Origin of the sequence: Rhodococcus sp. NPDC057135 (assembly GCF_042670865.1) — a bacterium.
In the GTDB taxonomy this organism is placed as follows: domain Bacteria; phylum Actinomycetota; class Actinomycetes; order Mycobacteriales; family Mycobacteriaceae; genus Rhodococcus_F.
The window spans coordinates 216635-233867 of record NZ_JBHUUU010000008.1; the positions used below are offsets into that span (position 1 = coordinate 216635).

Annotated in this window: 15 protein-coding genes and 1 pseudogene; 6 read left to right on the forward strand and 10 right to left on the reverse strand. The window is 58.2% G+C overall.

From position 1 onward, the window contains the following. Positions 1-232: 232 nt before the first annotated feature. On the reverse strand, positions 233-781 hold the full coding sequence (locus ACFT1A_RS17390; protein ID WP_378447976.1) for a recombinase family protein: 549 nt from the start codon (positions 779-781) through the stop codon (positions 233-235). A gap of 287 nt (positions 782-1068) precedes the next feature. Between ACFT1A_RS17390 and ACFT1A_RS17395 the strand changes: the two genes are divergently transcribed. After that, entirely contained in the window at positions 1069-2199 is a 1131-nt protein-coding gene (locus tag ACFT1A_RS17395) for a pentapeptide repeat-containing protein (protein ID WP_378447977.1), read from the forward strand. Between the two features lie 184 nt (positions 2200-2383). Then, positions 2384-4351 (forward strand): pentapeptide repeat-containing protein, encoded by a 1968-nt coding sequence (locus tag ACFT1A_RS17400; RefSeq protein WP_378447978.1) that lies wholly within the window; start codon positions 2384-2386, stop codon positions 4349-4351. 151 nt (positions 4352-4502) lie between these two features. Here ACFT1A_RS17400 and ACFT1A_RS17405 read toward each other — a convergent pair whose 3' ends face one another. From ACFT1A_RS17405 to ACFT1A_RS17425, 5 genes are all read right to left on the reverse strand, one after another. Then, positions 4503-5654: a hypothetical protein gene (locus ACFT1A_RS17405; RefSeq protein ID WP_378447979.1), complete on the reverse strand. Its 1152-nt coding sequence runs from the start codon at positions 5652-5654 to the stop codon at positions 4503-4505. Then, positions 5651-7399, reverse strand: coding sequence for a hypothetical protein (locus tag ACFT1A_RS17410; protein WP_378447980.1), 1749 nt, complete (start codon positions 7397-7399; stop codon positions 5651-5653). Before ACFT1A_RS17410 ends, ACFT1A_RS17405 begins: the two co-directional genes overlap by 4 nt. A gap of 506 nt (positions 7400-7905) precedes the next feature. Beyond that, on the reverse strand, positions 7906-9816 hold the full coding sequence (locus tag ACFT1A_RS17415) for a hypothetical protein (RefSeq protein ID WP_378447981.1): 1911 nt from the start codon (positions 9814-9816) through the stop codon (positions 7906-7908). A gap of 181 nt (positions 9817-9997) precedes the next feature. Next, positions 9998-10207, reverse strand: coding sequence for a hypothetical protein (locus ACFT1A_RS17420; protein ID WP_378447982.1), 210 nt, complete (start codon positions 10205-10207; stop codon positions 9998-10000). 1 nt (position 10208) lies between these two features. Then, on the reverse strand, positions 10209-10409 hold the full coding sequence (locus ACFT1A_RS17425) for a helix-turn-helix transcriptional regulator (protein WP_378447983.1): 201 nt from the start codon (positions 10407-10409) through the stop codon (positions 10209-10211). A gap of 125 nt (positions 10410-10534) precedes the next feature. On the opposite strand from ACFT1A_RS17425, the pseudogene ACFT1A_RS17430 reads away from it, so the two are divergent. The 3 genes and pseudogenes from ACFT1A_RS17430 to ACFT1A_RS17440 all read left to right on the forward strand — a co-directional run. After that, positions 10535-10744: pseudogene (locus ACFT1A_RS17430) on the forward strand (helix-turn-helix domain-containing protein); the annotation flags it as partial. A 111-nt stretch (positions 10745-10855) separates the two neighbouring features. Next, positions 10856-11200 (forward strand): hypothetical protein, encoded by a 345-nt coding sequence (locus ACFT1A_RS17435; RefSeq protein WP_378448047.1) that lies wholly within the window; start codon positions 10856-10858, stop codon positions 11198-11200. Then, positions 11184-12317, forward strand: a complete 1134-nt coding sequence (locus tag ACFT1A_RS17440; RefSeq protein WP_378447984.1) for a tyrosine-type recombinase/integrase — start codon at positions 11184-11186, stop codon at positions 12315-12317. The genes ACFT1A_RS17435 and ACFT1A_RS17440 overlap by 17 nt, the downstream gene beginning before the upstream one ends. A 53-nt stretch (positions 12318-12370) precedes the next feature. Here the strand turns inward: ACFT1A_RS17440 and glnA are convergent, their stop codons facing one another. Further along, positions 12371-13807: a type I glutamate--ammonia ligase gene (gene glnA / locus ACFT1A_RS17445; protein ID WP_003941609.1), complete on the reverse strand. Its 1437-nt coding sequence runs from the start codon at positions 13805-13807 to the stop codon at positions 12371-12373. A 213-nt stretch (positions 13808-14020) separates the two neighbouring features. On the opposite strand from glnA, the gene ACFT1A_RS17450 reads away from it, so the two are divergent. Next, positions 14021-14494: an RDD family protein gene (locus ACFT1A_RS17450; protein ID WP_378447985.1), complete on the forward strand. Its 474-nt coding sequence runs from the start codon at positions 14021-14023 to the stop codon at positions 14492-14494. A gap of 73 nt (positions 14495-14567) precedes the next feature. Here ACFT1A_RS17450 and ACFT1A_RS17455 read toward each other — a convergent pair whose 3' ends face one another. From ACFT1A_RS17455 to lipB, 3 genes are all read right to left on the reverse strand, one after another. Continuing rightward, complete coding sequence (locus ACFT1A_RS17455; RefSeq protein ID WP_003941625.1) at positions 14568-15323, reverse strand: DUF4191 domain-containing protein; 756 nt, start codon at positions 15321-15323, stop codon at positions 14568-14570. A gap of 76 nt (positions 15324-15399) precedes the next feature. Continuing rightward, the gene (lipA, locus tag ACFT1A_RS17460; protein ID WP_378447986.1) at positions 15400-16410 is read right to left on the reverse strand and encodes a lipoyl synthase; all 1011 of its coding nucleotides are present in this window, start codon (positions 16408-16410) and stop codon (positions 15400-15402) included. 51 nt (positions 16411-16461) lie between these two features. Further along, on the reverse strand, positions 16462-17223 hold the full coding sequence (lipB, locus tag ACFT1A_RS17465) for a lipoyl(octanoyl) transferase LipB (protein WP_378447987.1): 762 nt from the start codon (positions 17221-17223) through the stop codon (positions 16462-16464). Positions 17224-17233: the final 10 nt, after the last annotated feature.

A 17233-nucleotide genomic window follows, 5' to 3' on the forward strand; every position in this document is an offset into this window, starting at 1 on the left:
TGCACTCTGTTTAGCCACGGCCGCTAACGCTGAGTCGGACTCCCAGACGATGGTAGATCAATCGGACACCATGGGTCGTTTCGCGTTATCGAATGGTCCAACGTTTTTTGGTGACGGAACGTGGTGGAGGTCCGCTACAACGATCAGCATCTGATGCTGCACCACGCGTTGACAGTTACGGTGTGACCAATCGACATCTACCACGCGAATTGTCTCTGTATCTGTTCAAGAGCTACGCGAGATACCGGTAGACCGTCGCACGTGAGCAGTCGAGCATTCGTGCAATGTCTGGAGCGCTGATACCTTTTTCGCGCAACTGTCGAGCCTTGATCGCGTCAGAATCTGTCACCTTGCGGGGCCGTCCGCCCTTGCGTCCGTTTGCAGCAGCTGCTACCAGTCCGGCACGTGTGCGTTCGATCATGGTGTCTCGTTCGAGCTGCGCGAATGCGGCCATGATCGTCAGCATTGCCTTGCCCATCGGCCCATCGGTATGGAGGCCCTCGGTGACGCTACGAAATCCGATCCCGCGCTCGGTGAGTTCATCTATGAGTTGCAAGACGTGGACGGTGTTGCGGCCGAGTCGGTCGAGCTTCCACACGGTGAGTACGTCACCTTCGCGCAGGTGGTCGATGCACGCATCCAACTCGGGGCGTGTGGTCTTGGAACCGGAGACGCCGTGGTCGGTAAAGATCCGGGCTGCACCCGCCGCTTTGAGCGCGTCTAGCTGAAGCTGCGCATTCTTCTCGGTGGTGCTCACTCGTGCGTATCCGATGACTGCCATTGTCTCGCTTCCGTCTCATTATCCCATCAAACTTTTGGTTATGAGACTATTGGTTATGAGACGGGATTACAAGACGGTTGCTCACGACGGCGAACAGGCGAAATCGAATCGACCGCCCCGGGTGGTCGCAGTCGCATCAATCGATCGATTCCGAGACAGACTCTTACGCGACCAATCCCCACCGAAGCGCGCTCATCAAGGCGCATGTCCGTTATGTTCTACCTTCGTGGTCGCGTTCTGTGGCCGCATTGCACCCATGCGAATTCTGCCGGAAAGGCAACTACACCGTGACAACACCTGAGCTTCGTCGCCGACCGGACCGAACTCAACGCACCCGCGCCGCCAGCGCGTTCGGCGTTGCGGTTGTCGCTGCGGCCACGATCTTGACCGCCGGCACCAGCAGTGCCGCGGCCGCCACTCCCGCCGAGATCCTCACCGCCGCCTGCCGCTACTACGAACCGAACCCCGATCTCAATATGGGCAGGTACTCCGACTGCTGGGGCGCGGACCTGACGGGCACGACTCTGACCAACGTGAACCTGAACGGCGGGATCCTGTCCGGCGCGAACTTGACCGGCACAGACCTGACCGGCGTGAACCTGACCTACGCGAGCCTGAACGGTGCGACCCTGTCCGGCGCGAACTTGACCGGCACAGACCTGACCGGCGCGATCCTGTCCGGCGTGAACCTGACCAACGTGAACCTGAACGGCACAGACCTGAACGGCGCGGACCTGACCAACGCGAACCTGACCAGCACGAACCTGACCAGAGCGAACCTGTTCGCGGCGCGCATGAGCGGCGCGAACCTGACCGGCACGAACCTGACCGGGGCGTACCTGACCTACGCGAACCTGACCAACGCGGACCTGACCAGCACGAGCCTGACCGGCGCGACCCTACGAGGCTCGACTCTGCGCAACACGAACCTGGCCGGCATGAACCTGGAAGGCATGGACCTGAACCATACGAGCATGTGGAACGCGAACCTGACGGGCGCGAACCTGACGGGCGCGGACCTGACCAGCGCGAACCTGTATAGCGCGAACCTGACGGGCGCGAACCTGACGGGCGCGGACCTGTCCTACACGGACCTGTACAGCGCGAACATGACGGGTGCGAACCTGACGGGCACGCTCGCGGTCCCCGCCGACATCACGATCGCCGCGACGTCATCAGCAGGGGCCTCCGTCACCTGGCCCGCCCCGATCGTTCCTGCCGCGCTCACCTTCGGTAGCTGCACCCCGACGTCGGGGACAATGTTCTCCGTCGGTACCCACACCGTCACCTGCGTCCTCGGGAGCACCGCGAATGCCAGCACCGGGCGCGGAACATTCACGGTCACCGTGACCGCAGCGCCGACCACCCCCGCAGCGCCCGCCACCGGTTCCCTCGGGTCGCTCGGATTTGGCAGCTGAGCTTTCTGCCTGCGTCGACGCAGTGATCACGTTGTCCTCCGCCCTTTAGCGGAGGGCAACGTGGATTCGTGGACTATCTCGCCGATCAGTGTCCGAGAACGGATCGATCTCGAGACAGCGCCTTTCGTGAGACCGTCTGTTAAGCGATGTGTCTGAATTGGTCCTCGAACGGTATGAATACGAGATGACCTCACCCCGTGCGGACGGAGCGGCCAACAAGCCGATCACGTTGGAAACTGAGAAGAAGGCCGAGCGATCATCGCTTCTTCTCTGGACTGTTTTTGGGATCGTACTGACCGGAGCATTGTCCTTCGAGGTGATGACAGTCTTCGTCCGGCTCATCCACGGAGAAGGCTCATGGTGGAAGATCTGGGACCACGACCTCAACGACGGGCAGTGGTTCGAGGCCGCGAGAGTCACCGTGGCCCTGGTCGCATTGACCGTTGCAGGCGGCGCCGCATACCTCGCCTACCGGCGGCAACGCACCGCTGATCAAAATCAGAAGACAGCTGCCGAGACACAACGCATCACTGCACAGGCGTACCAGCTGAGCACCCAGCAGCACGATGCGACACTCCGCCGAGAACGACGAGACCGGTTCACCGACGCGGCAACACAACTTGCCCATACCTCCGCTGCAGTGCGGATCGCCGGCATCTACGCGATGGCTGCCCTCGCCGACGACTGGCACTCCAATAGCGAAGCTAATGAAGTCCAAGCCTGCGTAGACGTTCTGTGCGGCTACCTCCGGTTACCGTACGACCCCGAACATGCGGTGAATCACCAAACCAAACGCATCATCACCAGACCGCGCACCCACCCCGACGGAACAACAGCAAAAGGCGACATCGAAGAGCATTTCGAGTACAGGCAGAACGACCGCGAAGTCCGTAAAACGATCCTGCGCGTAATCAGTGATCACCTCCAAGTCACGGCGGACTCCGCGTGGAGTGATCGCGCATTCGCGTTTCAAGGTGCTGTTCTCGAGGATGTTGACTTCGCAACAGCAATCTTTCGGGGACCGGTGTCATTCGACGAGGCGCAGTTCTATGGTGAGCGGACGTCGTTCGACAAGGCCCAGTTCCACAGCGAGCGGATATCGTTCAACCAAGCCCAGTTCCATGGCGAGCGGACGTCGTTCGACGAAGCCCAGTTCCACAGCGATCTGACGTCGTTCGACAAGGCCCAGTTCCACAGCCTCGAGCAGACGATGTTTTCCAAGGCACAATTCCATGGCGAGCGGACGTCGTTCGACGAAGCCCAGTTCCACAGCGATCTGACGTCGTTCGACAAGGCCCAGTTCGTCAGCCTCGAGCAGACGTCGTTCGACGAAGCCCAGTTCGTCAGCATCGAGCAGACGTCATTCAACGAAGCCCAGTTCCTCAGCATCGAGCAGACGTCGTTCGACGAAGCCCAGTTCCACAGCAATCTGACGTCGTTCGACAAGGCCCAGTTCCACAGCATCGAGCAGACGATGTTTTCCAAGGCACAATTCCACGGCAAGTGGACGTCGTTCCACGAGACCCAGTTCCACAGCAATCTGACGTCGTTCTACGAGGCGCAGTTCCACAGCGAGCACGCGTCGTTCTACAAGGCGCAGTTCCACAGCAAGCACGTGTCGTTCCACATGACACAGTTCCACAGCAACGAGCAGACGTCGTTCTACGAGACCGAGTTCCACTGCGAGCTGACATCGTTCGACGAGGCATATTTCCACAGGAGCGAGCGGACGTTGTTTTGCATGACCCAGTTCCATGGCGAGCGGACGTCGTTCGACATGACGCAGTTCCACAGCGAGTCCACGTTGTTTTGCGAGGCACAGTTCCATGGCGAGCGGACGTCGTTTTACATGACACAGTTCCACTGCGATCTGACGTCGTTCGAAATGACGCAGTTCCACAGCAATCGGACGTCGTTCTACAAAGCACAGTTCCATGGCGAGCGGACGTCGTTCAACAAGGCACAGTTCCACAGCGATCTGACGGCATTCGACGAGGCGCAGTTCGATGGTGAGCGGACGTCGTTCAAGAATCCTGGTGCATGGAAACAGGTCTACTTCGACTGGAGCCCGCGACCGCCCTACGCACCCACGGTCAAGAAACCCGACTCAGTATTTCCTGTGGCGTGGCCCCCGACTGTTCGAGACATCTAAACCACGATCCGAGCGGTCTCTGAGTCGATCGTTTTGAGACTTAGGCGTTGATTTCCATGGGGCGAGGCTGGTATCGATCCAATTGTTGCAGTGACTGGCTTCAAATGGGACGCCGATTACCTCCTGGTGATAGCTGCCATAAAAATCAACTTCATGTGCGACGAATCTTAGAGAGCTGGCTCACCCACATGGTCACCAGTTCTTTGTCGCCGCGTTGAAGCAATCTCATGTGCGAGAGCCGGTTTCGAATTGGGATAATCTCGTTCGCAAACTTTCGCCACACGACTGCCTGTATTCCGAGCTGGTTGAACTTCTCAACTCGCGACACATCCAGCAACTCGCCGAGAGTCAGCCATTCAATGGGATCTCGGAGTTCTGCAAGACTTCTGGCTGCAAAATTTGTATCTGCACGAGCACGGTCAAGAACTGTTTTTCCCATACCGTCGTTGAAAATCTGGTTGCGCCATTTTGGTCCGTATTCAGAAATTGCATCTTCACGGAGCCAACTTCTAATAGTTCGTTCGATGGTCCAAAGCCCCTTTGACACGCCGGGTAGATCGCCTTGCGAATCTACGATTCGAGAAAGAACATTGGAAAGCGCTTCGCGCAGTTCTGAATATATTCTTGAGTCAACGAGAACGGCATTGCTGTCATCGACTCGCACGAGACCCGCACCGATTAACCCTTCAATTTCCCTATTTCCGAGAACTCCCAGGAACGTGTCTGGACTAGTGCCGTATATTGCTGCGTCCAACGCAGCCAGTTGAGAGAGTCCCAGTTCGATCAGAGCGTTTTCGATTATTTCGGAAATATCATGATTCAATCCCAAGCCAATCCCAGGCAAGGTCGATGATCTGAGAGTTTTGCATTCATCTTCTCGCTCATCTTCGGATAGAGTTGACATGAAATGTGGCGACGAATCTTCTAAAATTGAGCTTCCTGGAACGGCTCTGAATGCGGAGCGTGGCGACCGCGAGACCAAGCATACCGAGATATTTTGGTCCAGTATCCTATCGATTTCTATCCTAAATTCTCCGAGCGAATAGCCATTGTAAGTTCCCAAATCTGCAAAATTTTCAACTCCATCTATAATAACTAATTTTTGGCCGTCTTGAATGTTTATTGACCCAAGTTCAGTAATTCTATCAACGGCTACGATTTCTCCCCCAATTGATTCGAGGAGAGGGTCTCTGACGCAGTTCCAAACTGAGCCACACTGAAGAAAAACTAGCCTCCTTCGTGTAATCTTTTTTCGCAGAGAGTCCGATCTGGATTTAACAATTTCGTTTAGTTTGTCGCTCATGTCAGCTGCAGCACCGGTGTGAGTTCATATCCATTTCCATCTCGAATTATCAATCCTAAGCTTAGTAGGTGCCCAAGGGCGCTTTGGGATATGACGGACAGTGATTCAAATTCCTCGGGTTCATCACGAAGAACGTCGAGGAGAAATGCCTCGTCCGGGTAGTACCTCCGGACGTGGTCGAGCATCTCCCGCATGTTCCCGGCAATCAATCGATGCCAATCTGTTTGGACGTGCAGAACATCTCGGCGCGTGATAATTCGCGAAAATACATCGACTGGAAGTTTAGATACCACCGTTGAAGCTAGGTGGCGGTAGAGAAAAGCATGACCACCAGACGCCTCAAAAAGCGCTGAGAGCGCGCTCTCCTGAATTTCAATACCCATCTTACGGCCCAGTGAGAGTGCGAGGTCGTTGGCTTCGTATCTCTCGAATGGTGCGAGATAGTGCGCCTTGGCCCAGGAAAATAATGGATTTGGGCGTCCATACAAGCGCCCGTCTTCGACGATAGCGCTGGTTAAACCAGATAGTAGGAAAGTGAAATTTTCATTCTCCTGCACAAGGCTCCTTAGCACCCCAAGAAATTGGGATATTGTCGTCATGGGCCCTTCGTGGATATCAATCCGATCAGAGGGAGTTAGATACTCTATTTCGTCGAGCAATACAACTACTGATATTTCTGATTGATTCAACTTTCGCATAACAGCCTGAAGTGCACTTTTGAATTGCGCCAAATCAGGCTTGTCGATTAGTTTTCGCAATTCCTTGAAGTCAATCGACCGCGTCTCTAGCTGTGTCGATAGATCTCCCACCAATTCTTGAACAAGCTGTGGTACAGGGTCCTTGGGCGGCGAGGGTAGGCTCTCCAAGTCGCGAAGCAAGACAATATTTTCGGGTCCGGATATAGAGTGAGAAAGCTCAGAAAGTACGCTTGTTTTCCCGGCCTTGCGGAGACCAAATAGGCCGGCAACTCGTTGATTCTTAACATCGTCCCGCAGGCTCTGGAGTAGTTGACGCCGGCCAAAGAAATTGTCGCCCTGAACCGGAGTCGTTTCATAGAACAGATCGCGTGTAAATATATAGTCCCGGATCAGGGAAACGAAGGAGATCGGCGGTGCCCCAGATTCGATGTCTAATGGAATGGCCAAGAACGAATGAGATGACCAATCGTCGAGTTTCTCACGGAGGCGAGGGTCCGGGGACCACAGAAAAATTATGTCTGGAGTAACTTCGCGATCTAGTTTTGCGATCGTTCTTCTTGCTGCCTTGAATGTTCTGTTCTGCAAATCAGGGTACGGACTGTAGAAAAACATCACCTCGCGGGTCATTCCGAAAGCTGATTCGATCGCGCCACTGAATCTTACCAACCCAACCATGCAGTCCTCAGAGCCAGTAACCTTACAGTAGTTGGCGAAAAGAAACTGCGACCCGAGAGCGTTTAGTGATTCTTGATGTTCATTCGCGATATTAAATCGCCTTTTTAGAGTGTTGACGTTCTTAATTGTGTCGGGATGGATGGGTGGTCGAACGGCGCCCGCACGCCAACTGGACTGGCGGGATGTTCGATCTGGTAGGTCATCCAATGATTTATCTTGATTTCTTACCCATTCTCGCATTTGTCGGGCGGTCGACGTGCGTAGGGGGCTCGATTCCGTCAGACCCCGTTCCCCAAGCTCTCCGAGCTTCTTGAGAACGAACGACGATGTGACACCCAATTCGGCAGCGAGCTCGCTTACACGATCATCCATGCGACAAGAATGCCATCGTATGTTGGGTTTGCGTCACGCGACACGGTTGATCTGGGTTCGTGGGCAAGGCAACCGTGCCGAACCATGAAATCTAGCCTGGGTTTGCGCTCAGCGCCTGTTTGACGGGGCTCAGATCTCCGCTTCCTGCCTCAGGTCTTGAGGTCGGTCAGGAAATGAACATGGCGAATCATTGGCCATCGAGGTCGTCTGGTGCACGATCAATCTTGGAGAGCTGGTCTCGCGCTATCCTGCTACTTTGGTCCTTGGCCCGTGAAGTTGTGCGCTCACCAGTGAATGAAGTGCGAGTCCGAGTGACTGAAGAATGATCAATGCGAAAGAATAGGCGCTACCGCCGACGTAGAACATCAACGCGGTTTTTCGGGACTCTGTAACGTTCGTTGGTAGAGGGGTGGAGAATTTCCACCCCTCCCCTCCACCTCAGAATTACCTCCTGGCCTGCGCAAATCAGTGTGGATACTCAGGGTGGAGCTTTTCACCCAACTCACTCAACGGAGCTTGTACCACTCTTCGCTACCTGCAATTCGCACGGAAACAACGTCATCGTCAACGAGTTGCACGATCGCGGGGTTGAAGTCGGGGCGGTCCGCAGAATTGAGGCATCGGCGCAACGGACCACGTGAAAGTTCTCCTTTTCGAAGTTCGCGTGTGATGCGTTCGGCGATGCGGTTGATTCGCTTCTGCGCGCGCGTGATTTCGGCAGTGTCATCGTCCTCGCCCCGGGCGACTGCGCGTGCCGTCCGATTCCTGCGGTTCCGATCGGACAGGACGTTCTCAATTTCGCCCCTGGTTCGACGGGATACGGCCATGATCTCTCCAGCCAGCATCCAGTCGTCGTCGCTCACAATTACCCGGCCTTCGAGGAACATCAGCGCAGCAGCAACCTTGAGACGGCAGAGCATGACGTGACCATCAAGTGGATCTGCGGCGTTACCCCGGAGCACCTTCAATCGGTGAGCGTCGATCTCGTTGCGAGCCACATCCGGAATCACGATCAAAGCCGGAGACGGCCCCCAGTGGGCGACCTTGATCTTCAACGGTTGCGGCTCATCCGGTCGGACGTCGGGCGCATATGGATCGTTGACCGGCAACCAGACGAATCTCTGCGGGGTTCCGCCACCCGCATCGTCAATAAGAGGGGCGGCATTTTCAGGTTGCACACCAACCGTGAGGCACAAACGGTAACTGTGTGCCTCCACGGCTGACGTCGTGACCTTCGACGCATTGTTGAATCCGATCGATTCACCCATATATGCCTTGCGCAGCTCGGGCATCAGAGTGGCGCCCTTCCTGCCTGCGAGCGCCGCCAAGGTGTCGATCTCGGAGACCGCGATCAATGCCCTAGTGCGCCTGGAGGATTCACCGTCCAGAGGCTCAGTTGCGCGAAATGCACGGGCCAAGCCTTCGCCACTACCAATATTCGGCTGATCGATCTCAATCGTGGCGTTGCCCCCGAAGTCCACGAATTCGACGGCAGCGAACCCTGCACCGTCGGCTGCGCCCTTACCTCCCCCTGAGATACCGACCGCAGCGAGGAAGAAATTTACTGACACGGCGCCTCCTACCGTGGGCGGAAGCATGACGTTGGGTTCAATCGCAGCGACGGCGCGCGCCAGGACGACTCCGAGCGTTGCCCACGGTCCGGCCCGCCGAGCCCGGGCGAAATCACGAACATGAGCCAAGGCCGGCCGCTGATTCCAAAATTCTGTATCGGGATCTTCGCTGGATCCGACATTCGCCGGTACGAACTCGTCTACGGAGTGCCCTGCCGTCACATGATCTGCGGCGTCCTTTCCGACCTTTGCTTCGACGATCGATACAATCTTGGCAATCCCTTCAAGGGTGATCGCGACATCCTGGGCGTGCTTATAGCCACTCGCATCCCTATCTGCCACGATTCGAATGACCCTGCCAGACAACGGAGTCCAATCGAAACGGCTAGCTGGAGTGTTGGCTCCCTGCGGGGGTGATACCGCAGCGATCCCCACGGCGGCGAGTGAATCTGCACATTGCTCACCTTCGGTGACGTAGACAACGACATCGCGATCCGCGGGAAGGTGTTCGAAGCGGTACAGCGACCGATCAGACTTGTTGCCCGACTGAGGAAAGCATTTGTCGGTAGTGCGTTGGACGGTCCGCCCTCCGGCGTACTGGTAGGTCACACCGTTCGGGCTGTCGAACAGGTCCGGCATCGAGAGGTTGACCTTGTTGAGTACCTCCTCAAGAGCATCAGCATGACTGTGAATCAGAGTTCGATCTCGGCTGTACATCACGCTGATCGACCTGTCTTTGGAGCTGTGGCCGGGTGATTGGATCGATGCCCGATCGCCGGCAGAGTTGAGCGTGACGACGGATCCAGCTTTTTCGAATGCCTGAATCACACGTTCGAACGATGTCACGCAATGGCCCCCGTCGTCACGCGCGTTGCACCCCAGTGGGCGAGGTGCCGGCGATGCAGGTCAAAGCTGATCAAAATGCTGAGGCTTTCTGTGTTAGCGTAGGTTTGATTGGTTGTCTGATAGCAACTGAGAATTCGAGAAGCGGATCCCTGGCCGGATCCGTTTTTCTTGTCTCTGGCCATCATTCGATCGTCCGGACGCTGAACCGGAATGACGCCTGGCGTTCGGCGACTCTCCTTACGCCTTCAGTGAGTTGGGCGATAACGGTGCGCGCTTCGTCGACCGTCAAGATCAACGTGAAGTGCTGCCCGATCCGGAGACTGACCTTTCCCATGTGGGGCATGGCAACTACGTCGGTGTCTACGGAGCCGTGTGCCATCAAGTCAGCCATATCAGCCAACCCCGCCGCGGATGGTGGCGATCTCCCGCGATGCGACCCACTTCTCGACCTCGCCCCTTCGGTAGACGACGCGCTTCATGCCGAGCTTGAACGACGCAGGTCCATAGTCCGTATGACGCCACCACCTCAGGGTGGCCTCCGGAATCCCGTATTCCGCGCAGACCTGTTTCGTGGTGATGATTTCCGTTGCCAAAGTCGACAACCTTCCTGTGTAGTGCGTAAAATAATGCATGATATGCAGAGCGTAAGCTGCGCTCTGTGCAGAACCAGGATTGCAACAACTTGCCTGCGTGGCAAGCAGGCCCCGTACTGATCCTCATGCAGCAAACCGATATAGCTGAACTCTTCGGGCAGATTGTGGCAAGACTTCGTGTCGACAAAGGGCTGAGTCAGACTGCACTCGCAGCAAGACTCAGCGAGGAGCTTGGTAAGAACGTCGACCCCACGACAATTACTCGAATGGAGCGAGGCTCAAGGCCGACCTCAGTCGTCGAGTTATACGCTCTCGCAAATATTTTCGGAGTTCCAGTCCGTGATCTACTCCCGGGTCGCCGCGACTCGCCGACGGAACTGGCTGCCAGACAGCTCAAATTCACCGAGGCGAACCTACGGCGAGAACGAATTCAGGCAGAAGCACGAGTGAGTGAGCTTGGCCGGGACATCGAGCGCATTGCAGCTGCTGTAGAAGCTGCAGGGCGCCTGACGATGCGCTCAGAGCCGAAAAGTTGCCTGACGACGGATGAGCTAGCCGATCTCGAGACGCTCGCACGCTTCGGATTCGGCGGATACCTCGAGATTCCGTTCATGAACATCTTTCATGAACTCTTCACCGACGACGAGGTGTCGAAGGCCAACGCATCGGCGAAGTTCCAGACAGCAGAAAGTCTTGGTCTCGAGGAAGACGTGCCAGACGAGGTTGTGCACTACCTGGGATTGATCGATTACCTGCGCAAAAGAAGGGTTGAAGGTGCAACCGAAGCGTAATAGGCGTGCGGGCGTCGAGGATCTCTGGAAGAAGGCCGACGGCACGCGTTCCAAGCTTGATGGACAGGGAAAGCGCTGGCGCGCAAGGTATGTAGACGATCAAAGCGGTGAGCATACGAAGCGGTTTGTGCGCAAAGTGGACGCTCAGGACTGGCTTGATAGTGCAACTACGGCACTGACCCAGGGCACGCACGTTGCGCCGCGTGATGCACAACTCACGGTCCAAGAATGGTGCGATCAGTGGATTCTTGGCTACGCGGTGCACCGTGACTCGACGGTGCGGCAGGCGCGCACTCACATTGCGCAGATTGCCGCGGAGTTCGGCACGATGCAGCTCGCCGCGGTTCGGCCATCGGCAGTTAAGGCGTGGACGTCGAAACTGAAGATCGACGGATTCGCAGAATCCTACGTCGACGCGCTACATGGCCGACTGTCTCAGATTCTCTCTGACGCGGTTTATGACGGATTGCTCGCTAAGAATCCGTGCTCGCGTCGTACGTCACCGCCTGCAGGAAAGCAGAAGGTCTATGTGCTGACTACCGATCAGCTGTGGATTCTTCACGACTCGATGCCGGAGCATTTGAGGGTCGCGATATTGCTGGGGGCCTTTGCTGGGCTTCGCGTCGCTGAGGCTACTGCCTTGAGGGTTGATGATGTCGATTTCATTCGTGGGATCGTCCATCCGAAGCAGCAGGGGCCGAATAAGCCACTGAAGACCGATGGCAGCTCTGCGCCGATCCCAATTCCGTCCGAGTTGAGTTTGCAACTGTCAGCGTCAGTGAAGCAGTGGCCGCATGAGAATCTCGTGACGAACGGTCAAGGGGGAGCGGCTGGTACTTGGTTGATCGACAGAGCGATCCGAGCTATGAAAGCCGACGAAGATATCGAATTACCCGAAGCCCTGACCTTCCATGATCTGCGTCACTATTTTGCGTCATTGCTGATCGCATCGGGATCAGATATCAAGACGGTTCAGGCTCGGATGCGGCACGCGAGCGCGAAGACGACGCTCGATGTTTACGGTCATCTGTGGCCGGACGCAGACGAGTCCACCCGCTCTGCAGTTGGAGCTGTAATCGCAGAACGGGCGGACTCGGTCAAAACTACAGCGTACTGACTGCGTGCCGAAGGAGTGTTTTCCTTGCGGTGCTGGTCAGAGGGTCAAGCGGCTCACACGTCGTAGTAGAGCTCGAACTCGTACGGGTGCGGACGCAGGTTGACCGGAGCGATTTCCTGCTCACGCTTGAGCGAGATCCAGGTCTCGATCAGGTCGGTGGTGAAGACGCCACCCTCGGTCAGGTACTCGTGATCGGCTTCGAGGCGGTTGATGACCGTCTCGAGGCTGGTCGGAGCCTGCGGGATGTTGCGAGCCTCCTCCGGGGGAAGCTCGTAGAGGTCCTTGTCGACCGGAGCCATTGGCTCGATCTTGTTCTTGATGCCGTCCAGGCCGGCCATCATCTGTGCAGCGAAGTTGAGGTACGGGTTACCCGAGGAGTCGGGTGCGCGGAACTCGAGACGCTTTGCCTTCGGGTTGTTGCCCGTGATCGGGATACGGACAGCTGCCGAGCGGTTGCGCTGGCTGTACACGAGGTTGATGGGAGCTTCGTAGCCCGGCACCAGACGGTGGTACGAGTTGATCGTCGGGTTGGTGAAGGCCAACAGCGACGGAGCGTGGTGCAGGATGCCGCCGATGTAGTGGCGAGCCATGTCCGAGAGGCCCGCATAGCCGGACTCGTCGTGGAAGAGGGGCTTGCCGTCCTTCCACAGGGACTGGTGGACGTGCATGCCCGAACCGTTGTCACCGAAGAGCGGCTTCGGCATGAAGGTGGCGGACTTGCCGTGCTGCCAGCAGGTGTTCTTGACGATGTACTTGAACAGCTGCAGGTCGTCGGCCGCTGCGAGCAGCGTGTTGAACTTGTAGTTGATCTCCTGCTGTCCGCCGGTGCCGACCTCGTGGTGGCCGCGCTCGAGCTCGAAGCCCGCGTTGGTCAGGTTGGTGGAGATTTCGTCGCGCAGGTCCACGTAGTGGTCGTACGGAGCGACGGGGAAGTAGCCGCCCTTGGCGCGAACCTTGTATCCGAGGTTCGGGGAGCCGTCGGCGTTGGTCTCTGCGCCGGTGTTCCAGGAACCGGAGATGGAATCCAGCTCGTAGAAAGCGGAGTTCATGCCGGAGTCGTAGCGAACCGAGTCGAAGATGTAGAACTCGGCCTCGGCGCCGAAGAATGCGGTGTCCGCGATGCCGGTGCTGACCAAGTACTCCTCGGCCTTGCGGGCAACGTTACGCGGGTCGCGGCTGTAGGACTCACGGGTGAACGGGTCGTGCACGAAGAAGTTGATGTTGAGGGTCTTCGCCTTGCGGAAGGGATCGATCTGCGCCGTGGTGACGTCGGGAAGCAACATCATGTCGGACTCGTGGATCGACTGGAATCCGCGGACCGAAGATCCGTCGAACGCGAGGCCGTCCTCGAACACGTCCTGGTTGAAAGCAGACGCCGGGATCGAGAAGTGCTGCTGGACGCCGGGCAGGTCGCTGAACCGAATGTCGACGTACTCGATGTTCTCGTCCGCGATGTACTTGATGACCTCTTCGGCCGTGGTGAACGCCACGCTTGTGCTCCTTAAGTCGCTTCAGCCAAGTGATGTCGGTTGAATCCGTCGAGGCAGACGGTAGGGAGCTGGTGTTGCCCGCTCGTCAACCCCTTGTTTCGGCAGTGTTACGCGTCGCAGCATCCTGGGGATTTCCGAAGTCCATGTGACCGGCCACACAGTTAAAACCCGGCAAATCTGGACTACGGTGCTGCGACGCCTATCCTGGACAGCATGGCACGAATCACCGGAACTTGGCTCTCTGGGCCTGAAGCAGCTTTGCCGAAGAATGCGGACGGTCGTGAGCAGTCTTATCGCGGCGAGTTCCTCGGCTTCCCTCAGGAGGGCCCCGGATCTTTGGTCGGTTCGGGCCGTCGTATCGCCGCACTGTTGGTGGATTGGGTTATGGCCGTGGGAGTGGCCTCGCTCATCACCGGCGACTTCTTCGACGGTATGACCTCCACGATCACGTTGATGGTGTGGTTCGCCGTCGGCGTCGTCACTGTGGCGCTGTTCAACTTCACACCGGGGCAATTCGTTCTCGGACTTCAGGTTGCGCGAATCGAAGGCCCGATCCGGGTGGGCTTGGTGCGCGCGCTCGGGCGTCAGGCACTTCTCGTGTTCGTGATTCCCGCGACGATCACCGACATCGACGGTCGCGGCATTCAGGACCGCGCGACCGGCACTTTGCTCGTGAAGTCGCGCTGACACGAACTTCTCGAACGAAGAAAGACCCGGGTCCGTATTGGGCCCGGGTCTTTCGTTTTGCTGTGGGGGAGTGTCAGCGACGACGAATGGTTCGCTGCATTCCCTTCATCTTCGCGCCTCCGGGCATCGGGCCCTTGGGAAGCGCCGCGCCGCCGCCGCGTGCGCTGAGCGCAGCGAGTCGGCCTTCGATGTTGTCCATGCGCTTGGTGTCGATGTTGCGCGGCAGCTTGTTCAGGTAACGCTGGAGCTGCGAAAGCGGAACCTGGCCTTCGTCGTTTCCGATGATGATGTCGTAGATCGGGGTGTCACCGATGAGGCGCGCAGTCTTCTTCTTCTCCTGCGCGAGGAGGCCCTTGACGCGTTGCGGCGAACCCTCTGCGACGAGGATGACACCTGGTCGTCCGACAACGCGGTGAACGGCGTCGAGCTGGGTGGTGCCGGCGACGGCGTTCGTGACGCGCCACGCGCCCTGCATGTTGTCGAGTGCCCACGCGGCGGCGCCGGCCTGGCCCTCAGCCTTCTTGTACACCGATTTCTGGACGCGACGACCGAAGATGATGAAGGCGCCGAGGAGGCCGAGAACGATGCCGATCGGCAGCAGGAACCACTGAAGGCCCCAGATGAGACCGACCAGGAAGAAGACCAGGGCCGCACCCACCAGGGTGCCGATCATCAGCGGCAGAAGGAGCTTGTCGTCCTTGCGCTGCATCTGGAACGCCTGCCAGAGCTGAGTTCTGCGTTCCTTGGAAGCCTGCTTGCGGGCAGCCTTCGCTGCAGCCTTTGCCTCTTTGGTGGGTTTGCCCTTACCGGATTTGCTGCCGTTCGCCATGTACCCAGGATACGTCCATTGCTGTGCGCCTTTACTAACCGCCCGCGGTTAATAAAGGCGCACAGCAAAAAGTGGATCAGCGATTCAGGCGCGCCATGAGTGAGCTGGCTTCCTGGGAAGCGTCGCCGCCCTCGGTCAGATGACGCTGCGCCTCGGGAAGTTCACGGCCGTGATGTGCCATGGCCTGCGCATACAGGCGGCCGGCACGGTACGACGAGCGAACCAACGGACCGGCCATGACGCCGGCGAAGCCCATCTCTTCTGCAGCCTTCGAGTGTGCGACGAACTCCTCGGGCTTGACCCACCGCTCGACGGGGTGGTGCCGAGGTGAGGGGCGCAGGTACTGGGTGATGGTGAGGATGTCGCAGCCGGCGGCGTGGAGATCTGCCATCGCCTCGGTGACTTCTTCCGGGGTTTCGCCCATGCCGAGGATCAGGTTGGATTTGGTGACCAGTCCGTACTCGCGTGCCGCAGTGATGACGTCGAGGCTGCGCTGGTACCGGAAAGCGGGACGGATCCGCTTGAAGATGCGGGGAACGGTCTCGAGGTTGTGTGCGAGCACCTCGGGACGAGAGGCGAAGACCTCGTCGAGCAGTTCGGGCTTGCCGTTGAAGTCGGGAACCAGGTTTTCGACGCCGGTGCCCGGGTTGAGTTCGTGGATCTTGCGGACGGTTTCGGCGTAGAGCCAGGCGCCGCCGTCGGGGAGGTCGTCGCGGGCGACGCCGGTGATCGTGGAGTACCGAAGTCCCATGGCCTGAACGCTTTCGGCGACGCGACGGGGCTCGTCGCGGTCGAGGGCTTCGGGCTTGCCGGTGTCGATCTGGCAGAAGTCACAGCGGCGTGTGCACTGCTCGCCGCCGATCAGGAAGGTGGCTTCGCGGTCTTCCCAGCATTCGTAGATGTTGGGGCAGCCCGCTTCCTCGCAGACGGTGTGCAAACCTTCACGCTTGACCAGGCCCTTGAGCTCCGAGTACTCGGGGCCCATCTTTGCTCGGGTCTTGATCCAGTTGGGTTTGCGTTCGATGGGCGTCTCCGCGTTTCGGATCTCGAGACGGAGCAGCTTACGTCCTTCTGGGGCGATAGTCACGACAGTGATCCTACGCCCGGTGATTACTGCAACGGGGTTCGGGCGAGCCCGTCAGCTGTACTGAACGGTAGTAAAAGTCGGAGTAGGCGAGGCGCTTTCGAAGGTGACGCGCTCGACGTTGCGTTCGGTGACGGGCATGGTTCCGTCGAGAGCAGCGATCACGGCCGTGGTGACGGCGGGAGTGACCTCGTCCACTGTGACGTCGCGACCGAGTTCGTGTGACAGCGTCGTCACTCCCGCGTCACGGATTCCGCAGGGAATGATGTTGTCGAATCCGGTCAGCACCGAATTGCAGTTCAGGGCGAAACCGTGCAGCGCGACACCACGTTGAACGCGAACGCCGATGGCTGACACCTTGCGTTCGGGCTTCCATTGCCCGTTGGCGAGTTCGGCAGGCAGCCACACACCCGAGCGGCCGTCGATCCGCCCGCAGTTCAGGCCGAGGTCCGTGCACACCGTGATCAGCGCTTCCTCGATGCGTCGTACGTATCGCACCACGTCGATGGGCTCGGCCAACTTCACGATCGGATACCCGACCAGTTGACCGGGGCCGTGCCAGGTGATCTTCCCGCCGCGGTCGACATCGATGACCGGTGTGCCGTCGACGGGTCGATCTTCCGGTTCCGTGCGTCGCCCAGCCGTGTACACAGGGGGATGTTCGAGGAGTAGGAGCGTGTCCGGCCCGATGTCGTCTGCCCGCGTTGCTGCGAGCTCACGCTGACGGTCCCACGCGGCGTTGTAGTCGATCGATCCGAGTTGCTCGACGGCGATCGGCAGTTTCGAGAACCGGGCGGAGACGGCAGCGCTGCTCATGGAAGTAGAG